Source organism: Nitrospirota bacterium, assembly GCA_040754395.1.
In the GTDB taxonomy this organism is placed as follows: Bacteria; Nitrospirota; Thermodesulfovibrionia; order Thermodesulfovibrionales; family SM23-35; genus JBFMCL01.
Genome location: JBFMCL010000001.1, coordinates 1 through 21,404 on the forward strand (window position 1 = coordinate 1; position 21,404 = coordinate 21,404).

Annotated in this window: 19 protein-coding genes, 1 tRNA gene and 2 riboswitches; of the genes, 5 read left to right on the plus strand and 15 right to left on the minus strand. The window is 47.9% G+C overall.

What is annotated here, in order from left to right; all coding sequences use genetic code 11:
- Window positions 1-199 precede the first annotated feature (199 nt).
- From AB1552_00005 to AB1552_00030, 6 genes are all read right to left on the minus strand, one after another.
- Window positions 200-1,924, minus strand: coding sequence for an IS1634 family transposase (locus tag AB1552_00005; protein MEW6052160.1), 1,725 nt, complete (start codon window positions 1,922-1,924; stop codon window positions 200-202).
- A gap of 247 nt (window positions 1,925-2,171) precedes the next feature.
- Window positions 2,172-2,465: a hypothetical protein gene (locus AB1552_00010; GenBank protein ID MEW6052161.1), complete on the minus strand. Its 294-nt coding sequence runs from the start codon at window positions 2,463-2,465 to the stop codon at window positions 2,172-2,174.
- A 319-nt stretch (window positions 2,466-2,784) separates the two neighbouring features.
- Window positions 2,785-4,998, minus strand: coding sequence for a DUF1566 domain-containing protein (locus AB1552_00015; GenBank protein ID MEW6052162.1), 2,214 nt, complete (start codon window positions 4,996-4,998; stop codon window positions 2,785-2,787).
- Between the two features lie 66 nt (window positions 4,999-5,064).
- Window positions 5,065-5,150, minus strand: a riboswitch (cyclic di-GMP riboswitch).
- Between the two features lie 66 nt (window positions 5,151-5,216).
- A riboswitch (cyclic di-GMP riboswitch) is annotated at window positions 5,217-5,305 on the minus strand.
- 239 nt (window positions 5,306-5,544) lie between these two features.
- Window positions 5,545-5,709 carry a rubredoxin gene (locus AB1552_00020; protein ID MEW6052163.1) on the minus strand — a complete coding sequence of 55 codons (165 nt, stop codon included), beginning with the start codon at window positions 5,707-5,709 and terminating at the stop codon, window positions 5,545-5,547.
- 226 nt (window positions 5,710-5,935) lie between these two features.
- Window positions 5,936-6,244 carry a PilZ domain-containing protein gene (locus AB1552_00025; protein ID MEW6052164.1) on the minus strand — a complete coding sequence of 103 codons (309 nt, stop codon included), beginning with the start codon at window positions 6,242-6,244 and terminating at the stop codon, window positions 5,936-5,938.
- Between the two features lie 298 nt (window positions 6,245-6,542).
- Window positions 6,543-6,767, minus strand: coding sequence for a hypothetical protein (locus AB1552_00030; protein MEW6052165.1), 225 nt, complete (start codon window positions 6,765-6,767; stop codon window positions 6,543-6,545).
- 172 nt (window positions 6,768-6,939) lie between these two features.
- On the opposite strand from AB1552_00030, the gene AB1552_00035 reads away from it, so the two are divergent.
- Window positions 6,940-7,221: an XRE family transcriptional regulator gene (locus AB1552_00035; protein ID MEW6052166.1), complete on the plus strand. Its 282-nt coding sequence runs from the start codon at window positions 6,940-6,942 to the stop codon at window positions 7,219-7,221.
- Between the two features lie 50 nt (window positions 7,222-7,271).
- Here the strand turns inward: AB1552_00035 and AB1552_00040 are convergent, their stop codons facing one another.
- The 7 genes from AB1552_00040 to polA all read right to left on the minus strand — a co-directional run bounded on the left by AB1552_00040 (window position 7,272) and on the right by polA (window position 14,773).
- Entirely contained in the window at window positions 7,272-7,670 is a 399-nt protein-coding gene (locus AB1552_00040) for a putative toxin-antitoxin system toxin component, PIN family (GenBank protein ID MEW6052167.1), read from the minus strand.
- A gap of 7 nt (window positions 7,671-7,677) precedes the next feature.
- Window positions 7,678-7,866 carry a hypothetical protein gene (locus AB1552_00045; GenBank protein MEW6052168.1) on the minus strand — a complete coding sequence of 63 codons (189 nt, stop codon included), beginning with the start codon at window positions 7,864-7,866 and terminating at the stop codon, window positions 7,678-7,680.
- A 222-nt stretch (window positions 7,867-8,088) separates the two neighbouring features.
- Complete coding sequence (locus tag AB1552_00050) at window positions 8,089-8,340, minus strand: four helix bundle protein (GenBank protein ID MEW6052169.1); 252 nt, start codon at window positions 8,338-8,340, stop codon at window positions 8,089-8,091.
- A 110-nt stretch (window positions 8,341-8,450) separates the two neighbouring features.
- Window positions 8,451-8,525, minus strand: a tRNA-Thr gene (locus AB1552_00055).
- Window positions 8,526-8,830: 305 nt separating this feature from the next.
- Window positions 8,831-10,387 carry a DUF3373 family protein gene (locus AB1552_00060; GenBank protein MEW6052170.1) on the minus strand — a complete coding sequence of 519 codons (1,557 nt, stop codon included), beginning with the start codon at window positions 10,385-10,387 and terminating at the stop codon, window positions 8,831-8,833.
- Window positions 10,388-10,668: 281 nt separating this feature from the next.
- The gene (locus AB1552_00065) at window positions 10,669-11,982 is read right to left on the minus strand and encodes a DUF4912 domain-containing protein (GenBank protein ID MEW6052171.1); all 1,314 of its coding nucleotides are present in this window, start codon (window positions 11,980-11,982) and stop codon (window positions 10,669-10,671) included.
- Between the two features lie 142 nt (window positions 11,983-12,124).
- A complete protein-coding gene (gene polA / locus AB1552_00070; GenBank protein MEW6052172.1) occupies window positions 12,125-14,773 on the minus strand; it encodes a DNA polymerase I in 2,649 nt (882 codons plus the stop codon).
- A 115-nt stretch (window positions 14,774-14,888) separates the two neighbouring features.
- Between polA and tig the strand changes: the two genes are divergently transcribed.
- The 3 genes from tig to clpX are packed head-to-tail and all read left to right on the plus strand — an operon-like array spanning window position 14,889 to window position 18,057.
- Window positions 14,889-16,220: a trigger factor gene (gene tig / locus AB1552_00075; protein MEW6052173.1), complete on the plus strand. Its 1,332-nt coding sequence runs from the start codon at window positions 14,889-14,891 to the stop codon at window positions 16,218-16,220.
- Window positions 16,221-16,823 (plus strand): ATP-dependent Clp endopeptidase proteolytic subunit ClpP, encoded by a 603-nt coding sequence (clpP, locus tag AB1552_00080; protein ID MEW6052174.1) that lies wholly within the window; start codon window positions 16,221-16,223, stop codon window positions 16,821-16,823.
- The gene (clpX, locus tag AB1552_00085; protein MEW6052175.1) at window positions 16,816-18,057 is read left to right on the plus strand and encodes an ATP-dependent Clp protease ATP-binding subunit ClpX; all 1,242 of its coding nucleotides are present in this window, start codon (window positions 16,816-16,818) and stop codon (window positions 18,055-18,057) included. Before clpP ends, clpX begins: the two co-directional genes overlap by 8 nt.
- Before the next feature lie 59 nt (window positions 18,058-18,116).
- On the opposite strand, the gene AB1552_00090 is transcribed toward clpX, so the two are convergent.
- The gene (locus AB1552_00090; protein MEW6052176.1) at window positions 18,117-18,572 is read right to left on the minus strand and encodes a DUF721 domain-containing protein; all 456 of its coding nucleotides are present in this window, start codon (window positions 18,570-18,572) and stop codon (window positions 18,117-18,119) included.
- Window positions 18,572-18,760 carry a 50S ribosomal protein L28 gene (gene rpmB, locus AB1552_00095; protein ID MEW6052177.1) on the minus strand — a complete coding sequence of 63 codons (189 nt, stop codon included), beginning with the start codon at window positions 18,758-18,760 and terminating at the stop codon, window positions 18,572-18,574. The genes AB1552_00090 and rpmB overlap by 1 nt, the downstream gene beginning before the upstream one ends.
- A 212-nt stretch (window positions 18,761-18,972) precedes the next feature.
- Between rpmB and infB the strand changes: the two genes are divergently transcribed.
- The gene (gene infB / locus AB1552_00100) at window positions 18,973-21,318 is read left to right on the plus strand and encodes a translation initiation factor IF-2 (GenBank protein ID MEW6052178.1); all 2,346 of its coding nucleotides are present in this window, start codon (window positions 18,973-18,975) and stop codon (window positions 21,316-21,318) included.
- Window positions 21,319-21,404 lie beyond the last annotated feature (86 nt).

Consider the following 21,404-nt stretch of genomic DNA (forward strand, 5'->3'; position numbering starts at 1 on the left):
GTTAGGATGTCTCATTATATATTACGTAATTACGTAATATATAGAATATAAAAAATAAGCAGGAAAGTCAATCCCTGCTTATTACCCACCAAGTCCTATTACGTATTTAAGGCGGAGTTACGGGTTAATGTGAAACGGGACACAGGAGTTTAAGGGGAAACGTCTTTGTATGGGTCACAAACCCAATACTGGATTGGCTTTAGCGATTCTTATGGCATAAGACCCCACCGGAGTCTACTAAGAAGCCAAAGGCTGATAGGACTTCAGCTTGGGTCTTCGTTGGTATCTCTATTTGACGGTTTGCTTTTCTTCCGCCGTCTTTCATAACCAACACTGAATGCAGGTGTCGCATGTCCTTCATAACGTCTTCCGCAGTGCGACGGATGCCGGCTGCATTGAGTCGCAGCTCGATCTGGCGCAGATATGTCATAGCAACAACACAACTAAAGAGATGACACCGTATTTTGCTGTCTGTCCAATGTCTGATGGGTTGCATGGCAACCAGATCATCCTCCTTGCTTAGCCGGAATCGGTTTTCTACTTGCCATCGGTCGAGACTGGCTTCTACGATCTCCGTCGTAGTCCAATCCGTATTGTCAGTGATTATGATATTCTTTCCAAACATCAAGCGCTTTCGCTCCACAGCGATCACATCTTTGCGGAAGCTCATGGCCAGACCGTCCGCCGTCTGTGAGAACTCCAGGGCATAGAGATTACTATGCACGTGGAAACGTTCACAGAGGCGCAAGTATCGCTCTATGATTGCTGCCTGTTTGCGCCAGTGAGGCTCTTTATTACGCACCTTTGATCTCATTGCAAGCAGTTCCTGTCGTATTGCTTCCAGCTTGCTGTCAAGCGTATAGGATTGCTTTCTTTCTGTTACAGGGTTGTACGTTATTACAACCGCCCGTTGCTTGCCCCAATATTCACCCTTAGTGCGATAAACCAGCATCCGATCGTCTTCTTTTCCCTTCTCTGCCAGTCGCCGGTTCTTTTCAGTATCGGCCGGCTCAAAAGCATCCAGAGGCGTTGTCGCCAAATCTTCGGCAAAGTAGGTTGAATAGGACGTCACAAAGTGAATCCGGGAATGTTCGTCTATCCAAGCGAAATTGTTCTCAGAGTTCATTCCCTTATCTACAATTACGGTAAGCTTCTGTTTGGTCTTATCAAGCCCACAGACAACACCGAACATCTCGTCCATTACTGTCTCGAACTGCATACTGTCGTGGATATTGCCTGGATAGGCGCAATAATATAAAGGCAGGCGGCTGTCCCGCGACACCAAGAGGCCCAGTCCGATCTGCCGCAGATTATGTCGCCCCTCCTTGTTCTTCCCCCTCTTAGCGAGATCAGAGGGCATATCGCTTGCCATAAAGGTGTAGTAGTTTGTGGTATCAAACAGAAGACAATCTGCATTAGGAGATTCAAGCTCCCAAATCCGCTCAAAGAACCGCCGGGCGATTTTCTTAAGTGCCGGTTCCGATACTCTGTCCCATTTATCCCAATAACGCTGGCTTGTAAGCTCTCTAATATCCACAGGACGAATCTGCTGTATTGCCGTTCGTTCATACCATTGGACGAGCTTATTCTTGCTCGTAGTCTCACACATCCGGTTCCATGCGCAATACAGAAAGTACTCTCCGACTGAAGGACCTTTTTCGTTAGCTCCTACGGGGATCACTGAATCGACAATGCCCACCAAATCGATGTCTCGACTAATCTGATCAGCAAGCCACAGTGAGCCGAACTCTTCTACCCTGAGCTTTATTGCCGATTCTCCGGTGCCCGATACGAGGCCCGCGACTTTCTCCGGCGATCCTATATAGACCTGAGAAACCACAGTGGGCTTCCCGCCGACCCTAGCAATCTCGCGGACATAGAGGTAGGGTCTTCCTTTTTTTGTTTTAATATGGAAATGCGCCATGTTGAATTATATATAGTAGGGTCTTACTTGTCAAGCTAAAAATACTACTTAGTCGCACAGTTATTAAGGTTCTTTGATAAAAAAGAGGGGTCTTACAGGAGTTCGCTTAAAAAACCCCTATTTTTCAGCAGGTTCAAAATGCCACGGCAGGTTATCTCTTAAACTCCTGTCTAAAAAAAGACAGTTTTTTAAAAAGCTAAGCCAAAAAATCCCTCAGCGGGGGGACAACTATAACAAAAGCATATTGTCATTTTCGAACCACAAGAAGCGGCATAAGGGCAAACACTCCGAGCAGAATGCAGTAAACTGTTCCCGACACAGGATCTCGGCTTGCAAGATAGTCTCTGATCGACAAACCCTGAAGCCACAACACGAGCGTAAATTCTGCTACCAGCAGAAGGCCAAGCGCAACGCAACCAATACCAAGCCGGATAGGTATTCTGTAAGGCACTGTCAGACGACGCATTATCCACCGCGCTGCAACAATGATGACCACGAACATGACAGGCGCCTCTATAAGTTCAGCTATTCTTGTGCCCAATCGTGGAACGACCCATAGTATACGAATGGGGCCAAGAACAAATCCCGCTCCAAATACGAGTGCGAAGTAAAGCACGCCAGCTTTTATAATCCGCATAATGTATCGTTCTCCAGTGGGCCGGATTTCGTTTTTTTATTGAGGGATTTCCCGCGCTACTCGGCACAATTATATCAGGTTTAAGTAAGAAGTGTTTCGCAAAGTTATCTGTCAAAAGGGTTTGATGTGTGAAAGAATACAGAACGGAGAAAAATGTCCTGCCGGACATGACAGGCGGAACATTGCAACCGCTCCGCCTGTTTTTCCGGCAGACTAATGTAAGCTAATGAACTGTCTGACCTGTTCCGGCAGAGCGTACTGGCCAGACATATAAGATAGTGCTTTTCTTTGTGGAGGATGTCGTTGCTCTTTTCATATCAACTATCCATCCCTGGGTATTCGACAACAAGGCCGAGGTAGACGTCCAGTAAGAAGAAGCCTTGATGTTCCTGAAGCTGCTTGCATTCAGCCAGGCAGAAGAATCGAGGACTCCGAAGTTGATAAGGCTGTCAAGTTCCCTGACATTCGGCATTCTCCAGTCGGTATAGTTTCCGTGATAATCAGCGCAGGGGTACCTTCCCGGGTTTGCGTTCAGGTCCGCTATGGTATTCAGGGCACCATTCCAGTTCTTCCTGTTTAAACATGATCCGTCCTTTAACCACATGAGCCCGGTCAGGGTATCCGTGACTGTACCGCCCCCGTTATCAAGGAATCTCGGCTCAGGCCATACAGCTCCTGCCTGTACAGAACCGTCGTCACCAGGGAAATAGCTTACAGTCTGACCTGTTACGGGAACATCATAGCGATTCCCCTGAGATATACTGCGCACAGCCATGATGTGGTTGGTTTTTGACTTCAGACCCGGAGACTCCATTCCATTATACAGGTTAATCAGCCATGCCTGGGTTGTTCCTGAAGCAGTTGTCGATGACCAGTAGTTAGCGCCTTTCACGTTGGTGAATCCGTTTACATTCATCCATGAAGAGGAATTAAGAACCCCATAGTTGACAAGGCTGTCAAGTTCCCTGACATTCGGCATTCTCCAGTCGGTATAGTTTCCGTTGTAACCTTTACACAAGTATTTCCCCGGGTTTGCGTTCAGATCCGCTATGGTATTCAGGGCACCGTTCCAATTCTTTTTGTTTAAACATGATCCGTCCTTTAACCACATGAGCCCGGTCAGGGTATCCGTGACTGTACCATCCCCGTTATCAAAAATTCTCGGCTCAGGCCATACAGCTCCTGCCTGTACAGAACCGTCGTCACCAGGGAAATAGCTTACTGACTGGCCTGTCCTCGGCAGATTGACACTATCTGTTAGATCCAGCCTTCCCGACCCTTCCAATGGAATTACAGTTTTCGGGGTATCAGGATCGTTTGAGGGGACAACAAGCCATGCACTCTTAATGCCTCCTGTCGCAGGTGAGAAATAGACGCTCACAGAGCATCTGTCCCCGGGTGCCACCGACCGTCCAGAGCAGTTATCATCCAGCAGAAGGAACTCAGCGGAACCGGTTATCACACTGGAACCGATAACAAGATTCTCTGTCCCCATATTCGTTACGATAAACACCTGAAAAACAGAATCTTTTCCGACCAGCACATTCCCGTAGCTATAAGAGGAAGGAGTGACCGAGATATCAGGATAAGTGACAGTTGCGAAACTTGCAGTAATGGTATGGTGACCTGTCACATTCGTAAATGTATACGTTGTAACCGCACCCTTTGAACTGCCGTCCACTTTCACATCTGCAATGGCATACCCGGTGTTCGGGGTGATGGTATATGTCTGGGATGCGCCGTGGTTCACCGTTACTGTCCCGGAAGGGCTGATGCTCCCGCCTGCCCCTGCCGTCGCCGTAAGGGTAAATGTCTTTATGGCAAATGTCGCAGTTACACTCTTTGCAGCATCCATAGTCAATGCACATGCCCCCGTCCCTGCACATGCCCCGGACCAGCCGCTGAAGAGAGAATTCCCATCCGGCGATGCCGATAAAGTGACTGACGTCCCTGCAGTGTAGGCCTCTGTACAGTCAGTGCCGCAGGAGACGCCCGCAGGAGCAGAGATAACTGTCCCTGTGCCTGTCCCGCCCTTGCCTACTGTAAGAATATACTGCGGGAGGGGGGGAGGGGACATTGCTCTGCTGATTTCGTTGGAGTATTGGCTCTCTTTTTGTGCGGTATTGTATGCAGTAGCAGCAAAGTAGTAGGTAACCCCATCGGATAGATTTGGAACTGTATAGGTCGTAACATTTCCGACATCGATGCTTTGGGTATAGTTACGCGAGACCGTTCCATAATACACCTTATACCCTGCAAGACCGGTAAGGGGTGTGCCGTCCTCGTTTGCTATGGGGGGATTCCATATAAGTGTTGTTTGGGCAGCATTTCCCTCCCCGGCATGAAGGAATATGCTGAAAACTGAAACAATAAGTGTGAATGCTAGGAAAAAGTGTTTCCATCGGTATGCTCCGGTTATTGCATACGATCTTTTCATTGTAGTACCTCCCTCGGTTTTGTTCTCCAGCCGTGCGAGATGCAGCGTAAGGAAGTACTGAATCCGTCCGGCAGCCCTGCGACCATATCCCCCAGGGACTTAGGCCAGTAGCTTTGCGTCCAACCCTTTCGGATTGTTTGCCTTTTTCGTTTTTTCCACAAAAAAGCCTGTTTCCTCCAAGGGAAACAGGCTTTTTTGTGCAGACAAAGCTCTGCTTCTTCGGCAACCCGGCTATCCTGATCTTGCGCCCCCCGCAGGACCCGTGGCTTTGTGCCCCCTGGTTACCCAGGGGTTACCTTTTCGGAAACCTTACTGCTCTTATGTATCTTTAAAAAATCTGCTGAGCTTATTATTCTTTGCTCTTGATTATTATTTTAATGAGATGTTTGCCGGATTTCTGTGACTGCCGTCACGCAGAAAAAATTTTTTTATGCCATGAAAATTTGCCTGCCGGGGAACGAAAAGAAGTCCCTGTGAAGCATTCAGGGGATGTGGGAGAGGAAAGACACTATGCGGGACAAAAAACTGTAGGTCGGGTAATACACCTCAGACTACTTTTTTGAATTTTCGTTTTACCACACCGCATACCGGACACACCCAGTCTTCGGGCAGTTGTTCGAAAGGTGTTCCGAAATGGATACCTCCATTAGGATCTCCCTTATGCGGGTCATATACGTAGCCACAGGCAGAAATGCACTGGTATTTTGACATTACTCTTCACCTTCCTCTTTCAGGCAATGAGGGAGCAGGACATAACTGGACGTTGTGTCAGTCCGGCTCAGAGTGCTATTTTACCATGTCTGTTCTCTGAAACACTATCCGAGTCTTGCATCGCCTGTTCATGAAAGATTAAGAGTGATGGCACATAGTATGATAACTGTCATACTCCTTGGAAGTTGTGAAGACGGCAAGACTTTTTCAGGAGATAGGAAGAGGACTACGCAGACTTTTTCTCCGCACTGCTCAGCAATTCCTTCAGGATCGTTCTCTGCTCACTGTTCATGTCGACAAACATGACGCCCATTCCGATTCCCGGCTGACAGTAACGAACACGTCCCCTGAAGGTGATATTTTCCCCCTTGAATGGTATGGTCACCTTAATGATGCTGTTTATATCAAAATGCTGGATTGCAGAAACATAAAGGCCTCCCTCACTGATATCCATGCACGAGCATACGGTCGTTCCATCTATCAGGATATCTTCCCTGTAAGGAAATCTCTCGTATTTCCTGCGTTCTTCCGTCATTGCCCCGTTTTGGAAAAATTATACTAAGATGCTTCCGGGAATGCAAATCAAGCAGGAAAACCCGGAGCATGAACGACGGATATGGAGCCGGTGGGGAGAGTCGAACTCCCGGCCAGCTTACAAAGCAGAATCCCAGGATAAAAAAATAACTATTTCAACAAGTTATAGTCAAAAAAGTGTCTACGTGAAAATCTGACATGCTATCTCTGTGTATCAGTTGAATCTTTCAATAACTGCGAGGTTCTGCTGCTGAGATACCTGGCAGGCATCGGCATCCGGGCAAGCGCTTCCGGGAGCGTCACACCCGGTCCTCTCTCAGACTATTAACGTAGTCCTGAGCATCTTCACCCTTCCAGAGCCCTTTGCCAAGACCGTAGAGGTTCTTCCAATCGAGTTCTTTCTTAACAGCAATCCCAGTCTTTCTCAACTGGTGAGCGAGTTTCTCCACCAGCTTGAGCTGGTCTTTCGGGGAAAGCCTTTCGATCTCCTTTTCGATTCTTTCAAGCGAGCCTGCTCTTGGCATATTAACTCCTTCTTTTATATATCACCATCATACCACAAATATTTTATCAGTCCTGAAGTTATCTCTTTTTGCCGGTGATAGAATCCATTGCGAACGGACTGTGAACGCAAGATTTTTTTATTAGGAAAGTTGACACTATGTACCAATTAAGGTACATTACTTCGAGTTAATTATGAAAAGAAAACGTCTCGGCAGCAATTTTGACGATTTTCTTCGGGAACAGGACATGTTCGCCGGAGCGGAAGCAGTTGCGGCAAAACGTGTGCTCTCCTTTCAGATCGAAAAGGAGATGAAAAGAAAGGGCTTAACGAAGGTTCAAATGGCGACCAAGATGCGGACGAGCCGGACAGCCGTGGATCGTCTGCTTGACCCGGAGAATGGCTCGGTCACGTTAAATACGCTGGAGAAGGCCGCACTTGTACTCGGCAAGAAATTGAGTATCAGGATAGGATAGAAAATCCCCTTGCCCGTTCTTTCTATTTTTTTTCATATTGAGGGATGAAGTCAGTATTTTTCAATGAATTCCCGCGGTGTGACGATCTCAAGGGCAAAGGGTAATTCCTCTATTTCAAGCAGATCCTTATCGCTGGTTATCAGAAGCCCTGCTTTTGCAGCAATACAGCATTCAAGCAGAATGTCATCCTCAGGATCTCTGCAGACCGATACTTTTTCTGTAGGGTAGACCATCTTTGCGTTTGTAACAAAGGCAGCTATGCCGGCAATAAGAACCTTCAACTGTTGATGGTTGATCTTCCCCTGTTCTACAAGTTTTAAAGGAGTATCGCGATATTCTTCGAGGAGGACTGGTGATACATAGATGTCTGCCTCTTTAAACACCTTTTTGACTGCCTTTTCCGGAATGCCGCCAAAAGCGAACGCCGAGACAAGGACACCGGTATCAATAACTACTCTATTTCTTTTTTCCGTAAGCCTTTCTCCTTACAGCCTTCACGGCATTTTCAACGTCTTTCACTGTCAGCTTTGTCTTTTTAAAAGCCTCACCCGCTACCCTGAAAGCAGCATCAAGCCTATCCTCAGGAGACAGGACCGAAAGAATATAATCTTCAGGATTAATCTTTTTTACCGTACTTACAGACATACAAACACCTCCGTTCACGATGTTATGATTTATTCTATATCAAATATCTATTAAAGTCAGCATCAGATATGGTAAAGGGAAAGGTGTGCCCGCTCACCCGCCCGCCACTCACAGTCACAGGGTTAATCATATTCCCCCATCGCGCGGGCATTCAGCTTGATATCCTGTCATACCCCTTTGCACTACAAGCACCATAGTGCCAAAGTCAGAAGTGCAAAAAGGTCAGAGAGAACGATGGAAACTCCACAGGAGTTTCCCAACCTCAGATAAAAGATTTTCAATGTGGTCTGAATCGGTTTTGAAATAGCCGAGGCGTTTTGAGAAATTAAAGAGATACTCAGTCTCCGCATGAGACCCGAGGGCAATGCTGATGAAATGTTGCAGCTCTTTTTTACTTTTGCGTGCGTAGCCCTCCACTACATTTGTCGGTATAGACAGAGCCGCCCTTCTCATCTGTGAAGTAAGACCAAACATCTCAAAGATGTCATGGGGGGAGGTGGACACTATGTGGACACTTTTTCACCGGTTTCAAAAAAGAAGAAAACTTCGATACCTCCAAAACCTGCTGTTATCAAAGGAAAAAGTGGAGCCGGTGGGGAGAGTCGAACTCCCGGCCAGCTGATTACGAATCAGCTGCTCTGCCTCTGAGCTACACCGGCATATGATAGGTCACTGCGGAACCGGGAAACCGGGTACGGAATTATTTGCGGAACGCAGGGTTCTTCGTCCGTCATTGATTCTAATGCATTTCACGGACACCTTGCAAGCAGCCCATACATGCAATGCACACTATGACATATTAACCTCCGTGGAAAAAAAGAAGGCCGCCTGGCTGGCGGCCTTTGCAGAAAAAAACCCAGGAGATGCGTCTTTCGTGAGAGGAGGGTTAACCGGGACCGCTTTGCAGCGGTCCCTTCACGAAAAACATCTTCAGATTCCGGGAAAGATTTTTCTCATGCTGTGCTTAGAAACTGACATTCACCTCGAAATACGGCCATGAATGGTGCTGGTATCGGGAGCTTCCCAGAACAGAGAAACTCTGTCCGCTTTCCCTGTCATGTTTGGCATACAGGAAATCCATATAGCCGACCCGGAAGCGCACATTCGGCTTGAAATAGTAGTCATAGTAAATATCCCAGATCTGGGCGTTGAACGGATAAAAGCCCACGGTGCCCTTGCCGGAAGGATCATAGAAGTAGTTTCCAGCCGGCGACAATACTGTTCCCTTTCTTCTGAACCCGCGGTAGTTGAACGGATTTATCCATGCATCGCTGCCGTCGGCAAACTCGACAGTCAGCTGCTGGGTAGGAGTGATAAGATCACCGGTATTGAAGCCTGCAAACCAAATATGTCCCGAGTAATCCTTGCCATTCACAATCTGCACATTGCCGGTGCCGCCTGGCCTAAAGCTGTGCCCGGGAACTCTGAATTCACTGTGGTAATAGGCACCATACAGCTGGAAGCCCAGGAGCTGTGTATCCACATATGCGCCGGTCAGCATATAGTTGGTATTCAGGTCAGGAACATAACTCAGTTTGGATGTGTTGGGCATATGCCAGTCGGATATGGATAGTGCATTCAGAATAATCTCGGTATCCTTGCCCACTTTGACCTGTGCCTGTGCAAGGATTGCATCGGCATCAGTCTTTGTCTTTTTATCATCTGTGTTGACCAGTTTGTATTCATCGTATTTCAGATACCCGATAATGATTGCCGTCGTATCTTTTACCTTAGACTCGTATGTCTTGAGTGTCGGGGCTTTTCCCGGTTCACTCTGTTTTCCCCAAAGCCTTGTCGATGTCCAAGGGAGGGTTACGGTATCAAAAGGCGTCTCCGGAGCGCTCCATACGAGTAATGTTCCATCAATCTCGGAATCAATAAACAGTCTCGGGAAAAGGGTGCGCGCCTGACGCTGTGGTGCTCCATCCATACCGGGGAGACGTCCGACATACCAGGTGCTGTTGATCCAGGGGAGTTTCAGTGTCATGTATGCCTGCTCAAACCGTGCATTCATATCATGTCCGATGCTGGATTCGAACGAGTTCGGCTTGTTAAACGGATCAGTGGCAGAGGTATCATATGAACCCCACCTTTTGTTCATGGTCAGACGGGCATACACATCAACCCAGTCTTGTACAGCCTCGACGTGAGCATTTAACCTGATTCGGAGAGGAAATGATGTATCATCTCTGAATTTGAGGTCACGATTCGGCTGTCCGGCTCCATAGAAATTTCTGTCTGTTGACGCATTTTCATGTACAATACGGAACCGTGATTCTCCCCCGAATGCAATACGGTCTTTCAGTGTTTTCTTCTCAACCTTTTCAACCTTCTTTTCAGTCTCGGCAGCCTTTGTCGCTGTCTCGGTCTGCTTTTTCTCCAGCTCGTCGATTCTCTGCATCAGTCTCTCGACCTCTTTCTTCAGCTGTTCCAGTTCCGGTTTTGGGCCAGCCAGGGCTGGAAATGCTGAGAGGCACAAGAGAAAGATGAAGGCTAACATTACTACCCCTGCTTTTTTCATCACACATCCTCCTTTTTTGAAATAGATTTAATAAAAACAACTAATTATGAGACATACTGTGGTATCATGCGTAAATGCTTAGAATCTCATATCATTATGATCTTTTCATTTTAAGCAACGATTGTGCCAAGTTTATAAGTTACTGAAATAAAGAAACAAATTGGTTTTTTCACTGTGATTAAATGCAATGAAATGATGCACATAAAATGATAAATATACATAAATATTATCAAAACTGGACATAGCAACATTTCAATGCAAGGCAACTTATTCTTGCGGGCCTAATATCCCGTGCGGAATCCGGTCTCGGAAATCAGGTCTGGCGGCAGACCTTTTTCTAAAACTGCAGCAACCGGAGTTGAAGCCCGCAGAGACCGCGCCACCGCGATAAAAATCCCTTCGTACGCGATGCCGATATCAGCGATATATTCCCTTGCAGGATCAACGTCCATATACGTGCTTCCGATCCGTTCATGCACAGGAATTTCTGTGCAGCCGGCTGCCTCTGTCCTGTGAAGGTCAATTCCGGTAACATCATATAACCTGATCACAATGTCTCCGGGGAATATCCGTAATGTTTCCTCCCGCACCTCCCAATAGACAAAAAGCTTATGCGGATCAACTGTCATGAGGGTAATGCTGTTTTCCCCGTACTCTGCCGGAAGGGTGCCGACGGGTATAGGCTGATACCCTGTCTCAACCTCATAAGGCACTTCCTGTTCCGCTTTGATTTCATACGGTCTCGCCATTCCCATTGGTACAGAGGGTGGCTGCACCATCTGCTCAGGCATTTTCTTTATCGTTTCTGCAACCGGCACCTTTTTCACTTTTCCCACTTTTCTGTCAGAAATCTTTTTCTCAACCCCGGGCAGAACCTTTTCTTTTACAGTTTTTTTTGCTATTTTCTTTTTCTCAGGTTTCGGCGGCACGGCGATTCCCATGTCCGGCTTCTTAATCTGTGCTGCTTTCTTTTCAATGACGGGCTTTGTCGGTACTATCTTCTCTTCTTTTTTTACCGCAGTCTTCGGGGTAGTACCCCGCTTTGGTGCACGCTCTATCCGTGCCTTTGGCTTCTCTTTTTTTCGTACCTTTGCTTTCGTCCTTGCCTCAGCATCTTTCTTCGCCTTAATCACCGCCGTACCCTTTGTCACAGCCCTGACCCGGCCCTCTTCCCTGACCTTTGTCGTTTTCTTTATTTTTACCTGCGTCTTTGCCTTTACTGTAGGAAGCGGCGTTTTTGCCTTTATTCCTGAAACCGGCTTTTGCGGTTTCTTCACCCGTGCTTTTTTCGCAGAAGCTGCTGTCTTTGCTGTGATCTTCCGCGAGATTTTTGAAACACTCTTCTTCTTTCTGCCTTTGTCCTTGTCTGTTTTCTTTACCTCTGTTTTTTTTCTGGCTGGCCCGGTCTTGCCGAACGATTTGCTTTTCCGTTTTTCCTCTGACGCATATTTTCCTTTTGCCTTTGCCTTGTCTTTGGTCTCTTTCTTTTTCGCCACTGCTTTTCGGGGAGCGCTCAGGGCCTGTCGTACCTGTTTCTCAAATTGTTTCCTTTTCTCCTTTTCACTCGCTTTTTTTGCAGATGTTTTTTTCTTCATAGCCCCTCCCTCCCTGCATTCTGCGGATATTGTACCTAAAATCTGAGGTAAAGTTAAGGTATAAAACCAAAATTTAGCATACGTCGCGTGAACGGGACATTTCAATCTTCATGGTTGGTGCGTGACGGCTTTCAGTGTATGGTCATCCGTGAACCTCTGCCCAGTTCTTTCCGAACCTGATATCTACCTTTAAGGGCACAGGGACTGCAAGAACTCCCTCCATCTTTTCTTTCACAATATTCTGTACAGTTGCGAGCTCTTCTTCAGGAAGCTCGAAGAGAAGCTCATCATGAACCTGGAGAATCATCCTTGCTCTCAGATCCCTTTCCCTGAATGCGTTCCATATATTGATCATGGCGATTTTAATGACATCTGCTGCGGTTCCCTGGACCGGGGAATTGACCGCAAGCCTTTCTCCCTGCTGCCTTACTGTAGTATTCTTGCTGCTGGCCTCAGGGATAGCCCTTTTCCTTCCGAATAGCGTTGCTACATACCCGTCGCTTCGTGCCCCGGCGATACATTTCTCGATATAGCCCTTGACCCCCGGATGCCTGTTGAAATACTGCGCTATATATGTTTTCGCTTCCTCCCTGGAAATATTCAATGTTTCCGACAATCCGTAGGGTGATATCCCGTAGATAACCCCGAAATTCACCGTCTTGGCAACCCTCCTGGCATCGGGGGATACCCTGTCCAGAGGGATTCCGAAGATTTCAGACGCAGTCCTTGCATGGACATCGAGGTTCTCTCTGAATGCATTAACAAGTCCTTCATCACCGCTCAAATGCGCGAGTATGCGCAGTTCGATCTGGGAATAATCTGCCGAGAGCAGGAGATTGTGTGCTTCAGCGATAAAGGTCTCCCGTATCCTCCTGCCCCATTCCCCTTTCACAGGGATGTTCTGCAGGTTTGGATCGCTGCTGCTGAGTCTGCCGGTAGCGGTAGACGCCTGATTGAACGAGGTATGTATGCGGTTTGTTTTCGGGTTGATAAGCCCGGGCAGGACATCGATGTAGGTTGTTTTCAGTTTGTTCATACTCCGGTAATTCAGTACCTCACGGGGAAATTCATGCGCCAGCGAAAGTTCTTCAAGCACATTCATGCCTGTGGAAAACCCGGTCTTTGTCTTTTTCCCCGGTTGAAATCCGAGGGTATGAAAGAGGATCTGGCTGAGCTGCTTCGGGGAATTGATGTTGAATTCCTCACCTGCCAGGAAATAAATCCTCCTTTTCAGGCCGTCGAGTTCCTTTTCCAGTTCCGCTGATATTTCTGCAAGTCGATCGGGATCAATCTTCACCCCCGACATCTCCATATCGGCAAGCACCCGTATCAGCGGCATTTCGATGTTGGAATAGAGTGCTTCAAGGCCGTTCTCGCACAGCTTCCTGAATAATATCTCTTTCAATTCATAACTGAGGTTCGCATCATCACACGCATAGGCTGAAGCTTCCTCCAGCGGGACTTCGGAAAACGAACCCCTGTCTTTGAGCACTTCAGGAAAAGACTTCTTCCGGTACGAAAGGTGTTCAAGCGCCACTTCCTCAAGGCTGTGATTCGGCTTGTTGGGATTTAACAGATAGGACGCGAGCATGGTATCAAACAAAGGTCCGTTGACAGGTATTTTTTCGTTGCGCAGGACGATCATATCGTACTTGATGTTATGCCCTATCTTTGCCGTTTCTTCATCCATGAAGACAGGGGAAAGAATTCCCTGCACGTCCCCCTTTGCGATCTGTGCAGGCGCCCCCGGATATGCATGAAGGACAGGCACGTAAAATGCCTTGTGTGTGTTCATGCACAGGGATATGCCCACAAGTTCCGCACTCACCGGATTCTTTCCCGTTGTCTCGGTATCAAAAGCACATTCACCCCGTATCAGCGACGCGACATCCCTGAGCCGTGCCTCTGACAATACAGTCTCACGGTCCGTTTCCCTGACCGCATCCGACGGTATCATCTTCATTATTAAGCTACCAAACTCGAATTCCCGGAAAAGGGAAAGCAGCGCCTGCCAGTCCGGGTCCCTCAGGGAGAATTCCTGAACGGATGCGTCAACGGGAACCGACGTGTTGAGGGTTGCGAGTGTTCTGCTCAGCCTTGCCATATCTGCGTACTCATGTACCAGTCTTTTCAGTCTGTCTTTTTTTATTTTCTCCGCATTGTACAGGATATCATCGAGGCTTCCGAATTCCGCCAGGAGTTCTCGCGCAGTCTTCTCCCCTACCCCCTTAATACCGGGGATATTGTCAACAGCATCACCGGTAAGCGCCAGGAAATCGGTAATTCTCTCCGGGCCCACGCCGTATCGTTCCCTGACAAATGCTTCATCAAGAACCCTGTCTTTCATCGGATCATAGATCCTCACACGGTTATCAACGAGCTGAAGCATGTCCTTGTCCCCGGTGACAATGAAAACATTTGCTCCTTCGGATTCTGCCCTTCGGGCGATGGTGCCAAGGATATCATCAGCCTCATATCCCGGCATTTCAAAGATCCTTATGTTGAAGGCCGAGATTATCCTTCTTATATGCGGGATCTGCTGAATGAGGTCTGCAGGGGTTTCAGGACGGTGTGCCTTGTAGTCTTCGAACAGCCGGTGCCTCTCTGTGGGAACCGGAGAATCGAACGATATCGCTATTCCGTCGGGCTTCTTTTCTCTGATGATCTTCATGAGCATGTTTGTAAAGCCAAAGATCGCATTTGTCGGCAGGCCCCCGGATGTCGAGAGTCTCCTGATGGCATAGTACGCGCGGTAGAAGTAGGAATTTCCGTCGATAAGATAAAGGTTCACGGTCAATTATACCCCAAAACATCCGATACTGCAGAATACCCCGGATTGCTCGCGATTAAATTGACAAAGCTTTCATGCCTATTTTACAGTAAATAAATCATTGAGGAGGTTGACTTTGCTCAAGACAGTAGAAGATATATCCACAACGAAAAAGCGGCTCAAGATAGAAATCCCCTCTGACGCCATTGAACATGAGATTAAGGATTCTCTTGAAAAGGTGAGGCAGCGCGCAAAAATACCCGGTTTCAGACAGGGCAAAGCGCCGGTCAGTCTGATCGAAAAACGGTTCGGGAAAGAGATCGAGGCAGAGGTGCTCGAAAAAGTGATCCCTGAAACTTATAACGCTGCGCTCAGGGAAGCCTCTCTCAGCCCGGTGGGAATGCCGGAACTCGAGGAAAAATTCGAATTCAAAAGGAATACTCCGCTCAGTCTGTCTTTTATCATTGAGGTATTGCCGGATATCGGAAACCTTGATTACGAGAACATCACAATAAAGGACATCCCTTTTTCTGTCGAGGATAAGGACATCGATGACATGATCGAGCGGCTCCGGCACCAGAAGGCGGTATTTGAGACTGTTGACAGGGAAGCAGAAATGGACGACCTCGTCACGTTCGAATTTTCGGACTGTGAAATAGTCGGGGAGGAGACCCCCCCGTCGGTGAAGGAGACGATTTCGAAGATGGGCAACGAGATTTTTCCCAAAGATACAATGCACAGGGTATTGGGGAAAAAGAAGGGTGATTTCATCGAATTCACCACAGTGTTCAATGAGATCATGTCCAGAGAACTCGACGGCAAGACCGTCAATATTAAGGTGAAGATCAGCGAGGTCAAAAAGAAGAATCTGCCACCGCTTGATGACGAATTCGCAAAGGACATCGGATTCGACAGTCTTGAGGCATTGCGGGAAAAACTGCAGGAAAAAATTCACGATGCGAAGAAGTCGCAGATTCAGAAATTCCAGAAAGCCGAAATCATCAACAGGATAATGGAAACCACCGAGTTCGAGATTCCGGAAACCCTTCTGAAAAGAGAAATGGAAGCGATAATTGCCGAAAAAAGTTTATCAGAGTCAAAAGATGATACGGTATATGCTGATACAATGACCGAGATCCTGGACAAGGCTGAAGCTGAAGAAAACCCGGAAGAGAAAAAAGACGCAAAGGAAGACCCCGAGGCAAAGCTGACACGCAAGGCAACAAAAAACGTTCAGGCGTCCCTGATTATCGATGCGATCGGGAAAAAGGAAGGCATCCTTGTATCGGAACAGGAAGTGGACGACCGGATCGCAACCATCGCAAAGAGACTTTCTGCTGCCCCTGAAGTGGTCAGGAACTTCTATATGTATAAGGAAGGTTCCCTGGAAAGCCTCAAGCATTCAATCTTTGAAGAAAAGGTTCTGGAGATGCTTCTGTCCAGGGCGATAATTGAAAAAGGAGAGTAAATGAGCATCATTCCCATAGTAATTGAGCAGACGGGGCGTTCCGAGAGGGCTTATGATATTTATTCAAGGCTTCTCAAGGACAGGATCATATTTGTAGGAACTGCGATAGACGACAACATTGCCAATATTGTAATCGCGCAACTCCTGTTTCTGCAGACGGAAGACCCTGAGAAGGATATCCACCTGTACATCAACTCCCCCGGGGGAATCGTCTCCTCCGGCCTTGCGATATATGATACGATGCAGTATGTAAAGCCCGACATCGCCACATACTGTATCGGACAGGCAGCAAGCATGGGGGCGCTCCTCCTTTCATCCGGAACAAAAGGGAAGAGGTTTGCCCTGCCTCATTCAAGGATCATGCTGCATCAGCCAATGGGAGGGTTCCATGGTCAGGCTACCGACATCGAAATCCATGCCCGGGAAATCCTGAAAATGAAGGAAACCCTGAACAGGATAATCTCAACCCATACGGGGCAATCACTCGAAAAAATACAGAATGATACTGACAGGGATTTCTTTATGTCAGGGAAAGAAGCAAAGGAATACGGGATAGTCGATGAGGTAATCGGCAGCATGAAGGACAGGAGGGCAAATGGCTAAGAAGGATGAAACTGCCCTGAAATGTTCATTCTGCGGAAAAGGGCATGACGAAGTAAAGAAACTCATTGCAGGGCCTACGGTATACATCTGCAACGAGTGCGTTGAACTCTGCAATGAGATCATCGCTGATACGCTCCATGACGAGATAAAAATACCGTCCCTTCCGAAACTTCCCACGCCGAAAGAGATTCACCACTTCCTGAACGACTATGTTGTGGGACAGGAAATGGCAAAAAAGATTCTTTCAGTTGCGGTTCATAACCATTACAAAAGGATATACAGTCCTCAGGAGTCAGACGTCGAATTGCAGAAAAGCAATATACTTCTGATCGGTCCTACCGGGACCGGGAAGACACTTTTTGCCCAGACACTGGCGAAGATACTCGATGTGCCGTTTGCCATCACGGATGCCACCACACTCACTGAAGCGGGGTATGTCGGGGAAGATGTGGAGAATATCATCCTGAAATTGCTGCAGGCATCAGATTATGATACGGAAAGAGCACAGAGAGGGATAGTCTACATTGATGAAATCGACAAGATCAGCAGGAAGGCGGACAACCCGTCCATTACGAGGGACGTCTCCGGCGAAGGGGTTCAGCAGGCGCTTCTGAAACTGATCGAAGGAACGACCGCAAATATCCCTCCCCAGGGCGGACGCAAACATCCGCAGCAGGAATACATCCAGGTGGACACAACAAATATCCTTTTCATATGCGGAGGTGCGTTTATCGGACTGGACGGCATGATCGAGCAGCGGATCGGGCAGAAAAAGGTAGGATTCACCTCAGGACTCATCCCCAGAACCGAGAAAAAGATCGGAATAGTTCTCAGCATGGTAGAACCCGAAGATCTGATAAAATACGGCCTGATACCGGAGTTCGTCGGAAGAATGCCCGTTGTTGCAGCCCTCGATGAACTTGACGAACCGGCGCTGATAAAAATTCTTACAGAACCGAAGAACGCCCTTATGAGGCAATATCAGAAACTCCTGTCATTCGATGATGTCAGGCTCAAATTCACAGACGGCGCGCTCGCGGCAATTGCAAAGAAGGCAATCCAGAGAAAAACAGGTGCGCGCGGCCTGAGGTCGATCCTCGAAGAGATAATGCTTGACGTGATGTATGAGATCCCCTCACAAAAAGGGATCAAGGATTGTCTGATAACCGAGGAAACCATCACAAAGAACGAAAAGCCTATTCTGATATACGAAAAGCAGGCTGAATCAGCGTAAGGTTCTTCAGGTACAGATATGGTTTCCGGCCGGCAGGAATGTGCTGAGGGATTTGACGGTCACGATATTTTCGTCCTGCCAGAGGCAATTGCCTTCTGCATGGCAACTTTCACTGCAGCCTTCAGAGAAGCGTCATGGATATCAGAGACTGAACTGTCAACAAACTCCTGCTCACTTTCGTGAAGATGCTTTCTTACCCTTACCGACCTCCCCTGACGGGCCGTTGACCTTTCATTGCCGGGATTCCTTCCAAGCCTGAAACGAACCTCCCTGACTCCGTAAGAATTCAGTTTTCTGACTATTTCATGTTTGAAAAAATTCAGTTCCTGCAGCCAGACCGGAGAATCAACGTACAGGAGGAGTTCGCCTTCTGACAAATGCGCCGGTGTAATATGATGCACAAGGGGCTTTTGAAAAAGTACGTGCCACTCCTTTTTCATCCTGGCCAGCGCAACACCTTCCTGCAGACCCAAATCCCTTATGAGATGCGCTAATAAGGAATCTGCCCTTTTCACTACACCGCTTTTTTGACCAAACCGGAGCGGAGGCATCTTGTACAGACATACACTTTCCTGATGCCCTTTTGGGTTACTGCGCGGATCCTCTGGAGATTCGGCAGTATCAGCTTCTTTGTTTTATTGTTTGCATGGCTGACATTATTGCCGATTGTTCTCTGCTTCCCACATACACTGCAACTTGCCATAGTATTTATCCTCCGTCAATCATTGCATTAATAAGGTTTAGTATGATAACATTTAAATGCCGCTGTGACAAGAGTTGCGGGTTACGCGGGGGTAGATGCGCCTGCCTGTTGTCCTGAATGAACACGATTACCAAGCGCAGCAGGCGGAACACGTCTGGTTCTTACGTATACGACAAATCGCACAAAAGATCATATAGTTAAAGGCAGAATATATGCAAAAGATAAGAATTTACGAATTGGCAAAAACAATGGGAGTCCCCAATAAGGTGATTCTCGCTGAACTTTCCAGGATCGGGATAAAAGGGAAAACGCATTCCTCCAGTATCGAGCAGGAGATCGCTCAAAAGATAGAGGCAATTCTCCGGCAGAAGCACGCAGCGCCTGCAGCAAAACCTGCGCAACCGAAGCAACAGCCAAAGGCAGAACCTGTCAGGCAACAGGTCAGGAAAACTGCGGAACAGCCTCCGGCTGCCGAGAAACCTCCCGAAAAGCCGAAAGTCAAGGAACCTGCAGCACCGGCAGAAGAAGAAACAGTCCCCAAACCCGGGGAAACGCCAACTGCAGCTGCACCTGCGGCAGCAGAGGAAGAAGAAGAGGTAAAGATCCCCGAAAGGTACAGGAAGGAAATTGAGGTAGAAAAAATAGAGAAATTCAAGACAAAGCCCGGGATGCAGAGGGCGTTTCAGACGATCAGAAAAATAGAGCCGAAACGATGGCAGGAGCAGCGTACTGTAAAGAGGGGCGGAAGAACAAGAACATATCATGCAGAGGACCGAAAACCCCAGATTCAGCCCGCAGCACCGAGAAAAAAGACATTAAAGCTCCAGGAAGGCACCACCGTAAAGGAATTTTCCGAACTGATAAGCGTGAAGCTTTCCGATGTTATCAAGAAATTCATGGAGATGGGCTATATGCCTACCATAAACCAGCCTGTTGACACTGATGCAGCATTATTAATCGCGGAAAACTTCGGGGTTAAACTTGAACTCGCGGCGATCGAAGAGGATACGGTTGATCAGGAAACCCCTGAAGACCTTACCAACCTGATACCGCGACCACCGGTAATCACTATCATGGGTCATGTTGATCACGGGAAAACTTCTCTCCTTGACGCAATCCGGGAGACGAAGGTAACCGAATCTGAAGCCGGCGGCATCACCCAGCATATCGGCGCGTACAAAGTCAACCTTGCCAGCAAGGATATTGTATTTCTTGACACGCCCGGCCATGAAGCATTCACCTCAATGAGGGCACGGGGGGCAAAAGTCACCGACATCGTCGTGCTGGTCGTTGCTGCTGACGACGGAGTCATGCCGCAGACTGTCGAGGCGATCAACCATGCAAAGGCAGCCAGCGTCCCGATCATCGTTGCAGTCAACAAGATCGACAAGCCCGAAGCAAATCCTTCAAAAGTCAAGAACGAACTTTCTGAACGCGGCGTCATCTCGGAAGAATGGGGCGGCCAGAATATATTCGTTGAAGTCTCCGCAAAAAAACGGTTGGGGATAGAACACCTTCTGGAGATGATACTTCTCCAGGCAGACGTAATGGAACTGAAGGCAAACCCTGACAAACATGCAAGAGGTACCATCATAGAGGCAAAGCTGGACAGGGGGAGAGGTCCTGTCGCAACGGTCCTTGTGCAGTCCGGTTCGCTCAGGATCGGCGATGCCTTTATCGCAGGGAGCCATGCGGGAAAAGTGAGGGCGTTAATTGACGATACCGGCAGAAGGATATCTGAAGCCGGCCCTTCAACTCCTGTCGAGGTCATCGGATTTTCGGACGTCCCTTCATCAGGAGACATTTTTACGGTGGTCGAGGATGAAAAGAGGGCAAGACAAATCGCTCTGTCACGGCAACAGAAACTCAAACTCGCCGAGATTGCACGCTCGCGCAAACTCACCCTTGATGAACTTTATGCAAAGATCAAAGAAGGAGAAATACGGGAACTGTTCATCATCATTAAGGGAGATGTCCAGGGGTCTGTCGAAGCGCTCAAGGATGCCCTTGAAAACATCACTCATCCCCAGGTGAAAGTGAAGGTTATTCATTCATCTGTCGGCGGCATCAATGAATCGGATGTGATGCTTGCAACCGCGTCGAGCGCGATCATCATCGGGTTCAACGTACGCCCGGAACTGAAAGCATCCCAGGTTGCCGAGAAGGAAGGCGTTGACATCCGGCTTTACAATGTCATTTATGAAGCCATAGAAGATGTGAAAAAGGCGCTCGAAGGACTGCTTGAGCCAACTCTCAGAGAAAAGGCGCTCGGGAGGGCAGAAGTGCGCCAGATCTTCCCTATATCAAGAATCGGCACAGTTGCCGGATGCTATGTGATTGACGGTTATATGAGCAGATCCTGCGACGGCATCAGGGTTATCCGCGACAACATTGTAGTCTATGAGGGGAAGATAGGCTCCCTGAAGCGTTTCAAGGATGACGTAAAGGAAGTGCAGACCGGATATGAATGCGGCATTATGGTAGAAAATTTCAATGACATTAAGGTCGGCGATATCCTTGAAAACTACATTATCGAGAAGATAGCGACAAAACTCTAACGCGCGAAGAGTCAAGACGCGGTCGGTATCCGGAACGAAGATGGCAGCAGCCTCTTCCAGCTTTCGACATTACACAATTGGCCTTT

Excerpts from the sequence above, each read along its gene's own strand:
- AB1552_00005 (MEW6052160.1), bottom strand. The coding sequence starts at position 1,924 with ATGGCGCATTTCCATATTAAAACAAAAAAAGGAAGACCCTACCTCTAT.
- AB1552_00015 (MEW6052162.1), bottom strand. The coding sequence starts at position 4,998 with ATGAAAAGATCGTATGCAATAACCGGAGCATACCGATGGAAACACTTT.
- AB1552_00020 (MEW6052163.1), bottom strand. The coding sequence starts at position 5,709 with ATGTCAAAATACCAGTGCATTTCTGCCTGTGGCTACGTATATGACCCG.
- AB1552_00025 (MEW6052164.1), bottom strand. The coding sequence starts at position 6,244 with ATGACGGAAGAACGCAGGAAATACGAGAGATTTCCTTACAGGGAAGAT.
- AB1552_00030 (MEW6052165.1), bottom strand. The coding sequence starts at position 6,767 with ATGCCAAGAGCAGGCTCGCTTGAAAGAATCGAAAAGGAGATCGAAAGG.
- AB1552_00035 (MEW6052166.1), top strand. The coding sequence starts at position 6,940 with ATGAAAAGAAAACGTCTCGGCAGCAATTTTGACGATTTTCTTCGGGAA.
- AB1552_00045 (MEW6052168.1), bottom strand. The coding sequence starts at position 7,866 with ATGTCTGTAAGTACGGTAAAAAAGATTAATCCTGAAGATTATATTCTT.
- AB1552_00050 (MEW6052169.1), bottom strand. The coding sequence starts at position 8,340 with ATGTTTGGTCTTACTTCACAGATGAGAAGGGCGGCTCTGTCTATACCG.
- AB1552_00060 (MEW6052170.1), bottom strand. The coding sequence starts at position 10,387 with ATGAAAAAAGCAGGGGTAGTAATGTTAGCCTTCATCTTTCTCTTGTGC.
- AB1552_00065 (MEW6052171.1), bottom strand. The coding sequence starts at position 11,982 with ATGAAGAAAAAAACATCTGCAAAAAAAGCGAGTGAAAAGGAGAAAAGG.
- clpP (MEW6052174.1), top strand. The coding sequence starts at position 16,221 with ATGAGCATCATTCCCATAGTAATTGAGCAGACGGGGCGTTCCGAGAGG.
- clpX (MEW6052175.1), top strand. The coding sequence starts at position 16,816 with ATGGCTAAGAAGGATGAAACTGCCCTGAAATGTTCATTCTGCGGAAAA.
- rpmB (MEW6052177.1), bottom strand. The coding sequence starts at position 18,760 with ATGGCAAGTTGCAGTGTATGTGGGAAGCAGAGAACAATCGGCAATAAT.
- infB (MEW6052178.1), top strand. The coding sequence starts at position 18,973 with ATGCAAAAGATAAGAATTTACGAATTGGCAAAAACAATGGGAGTCCCC.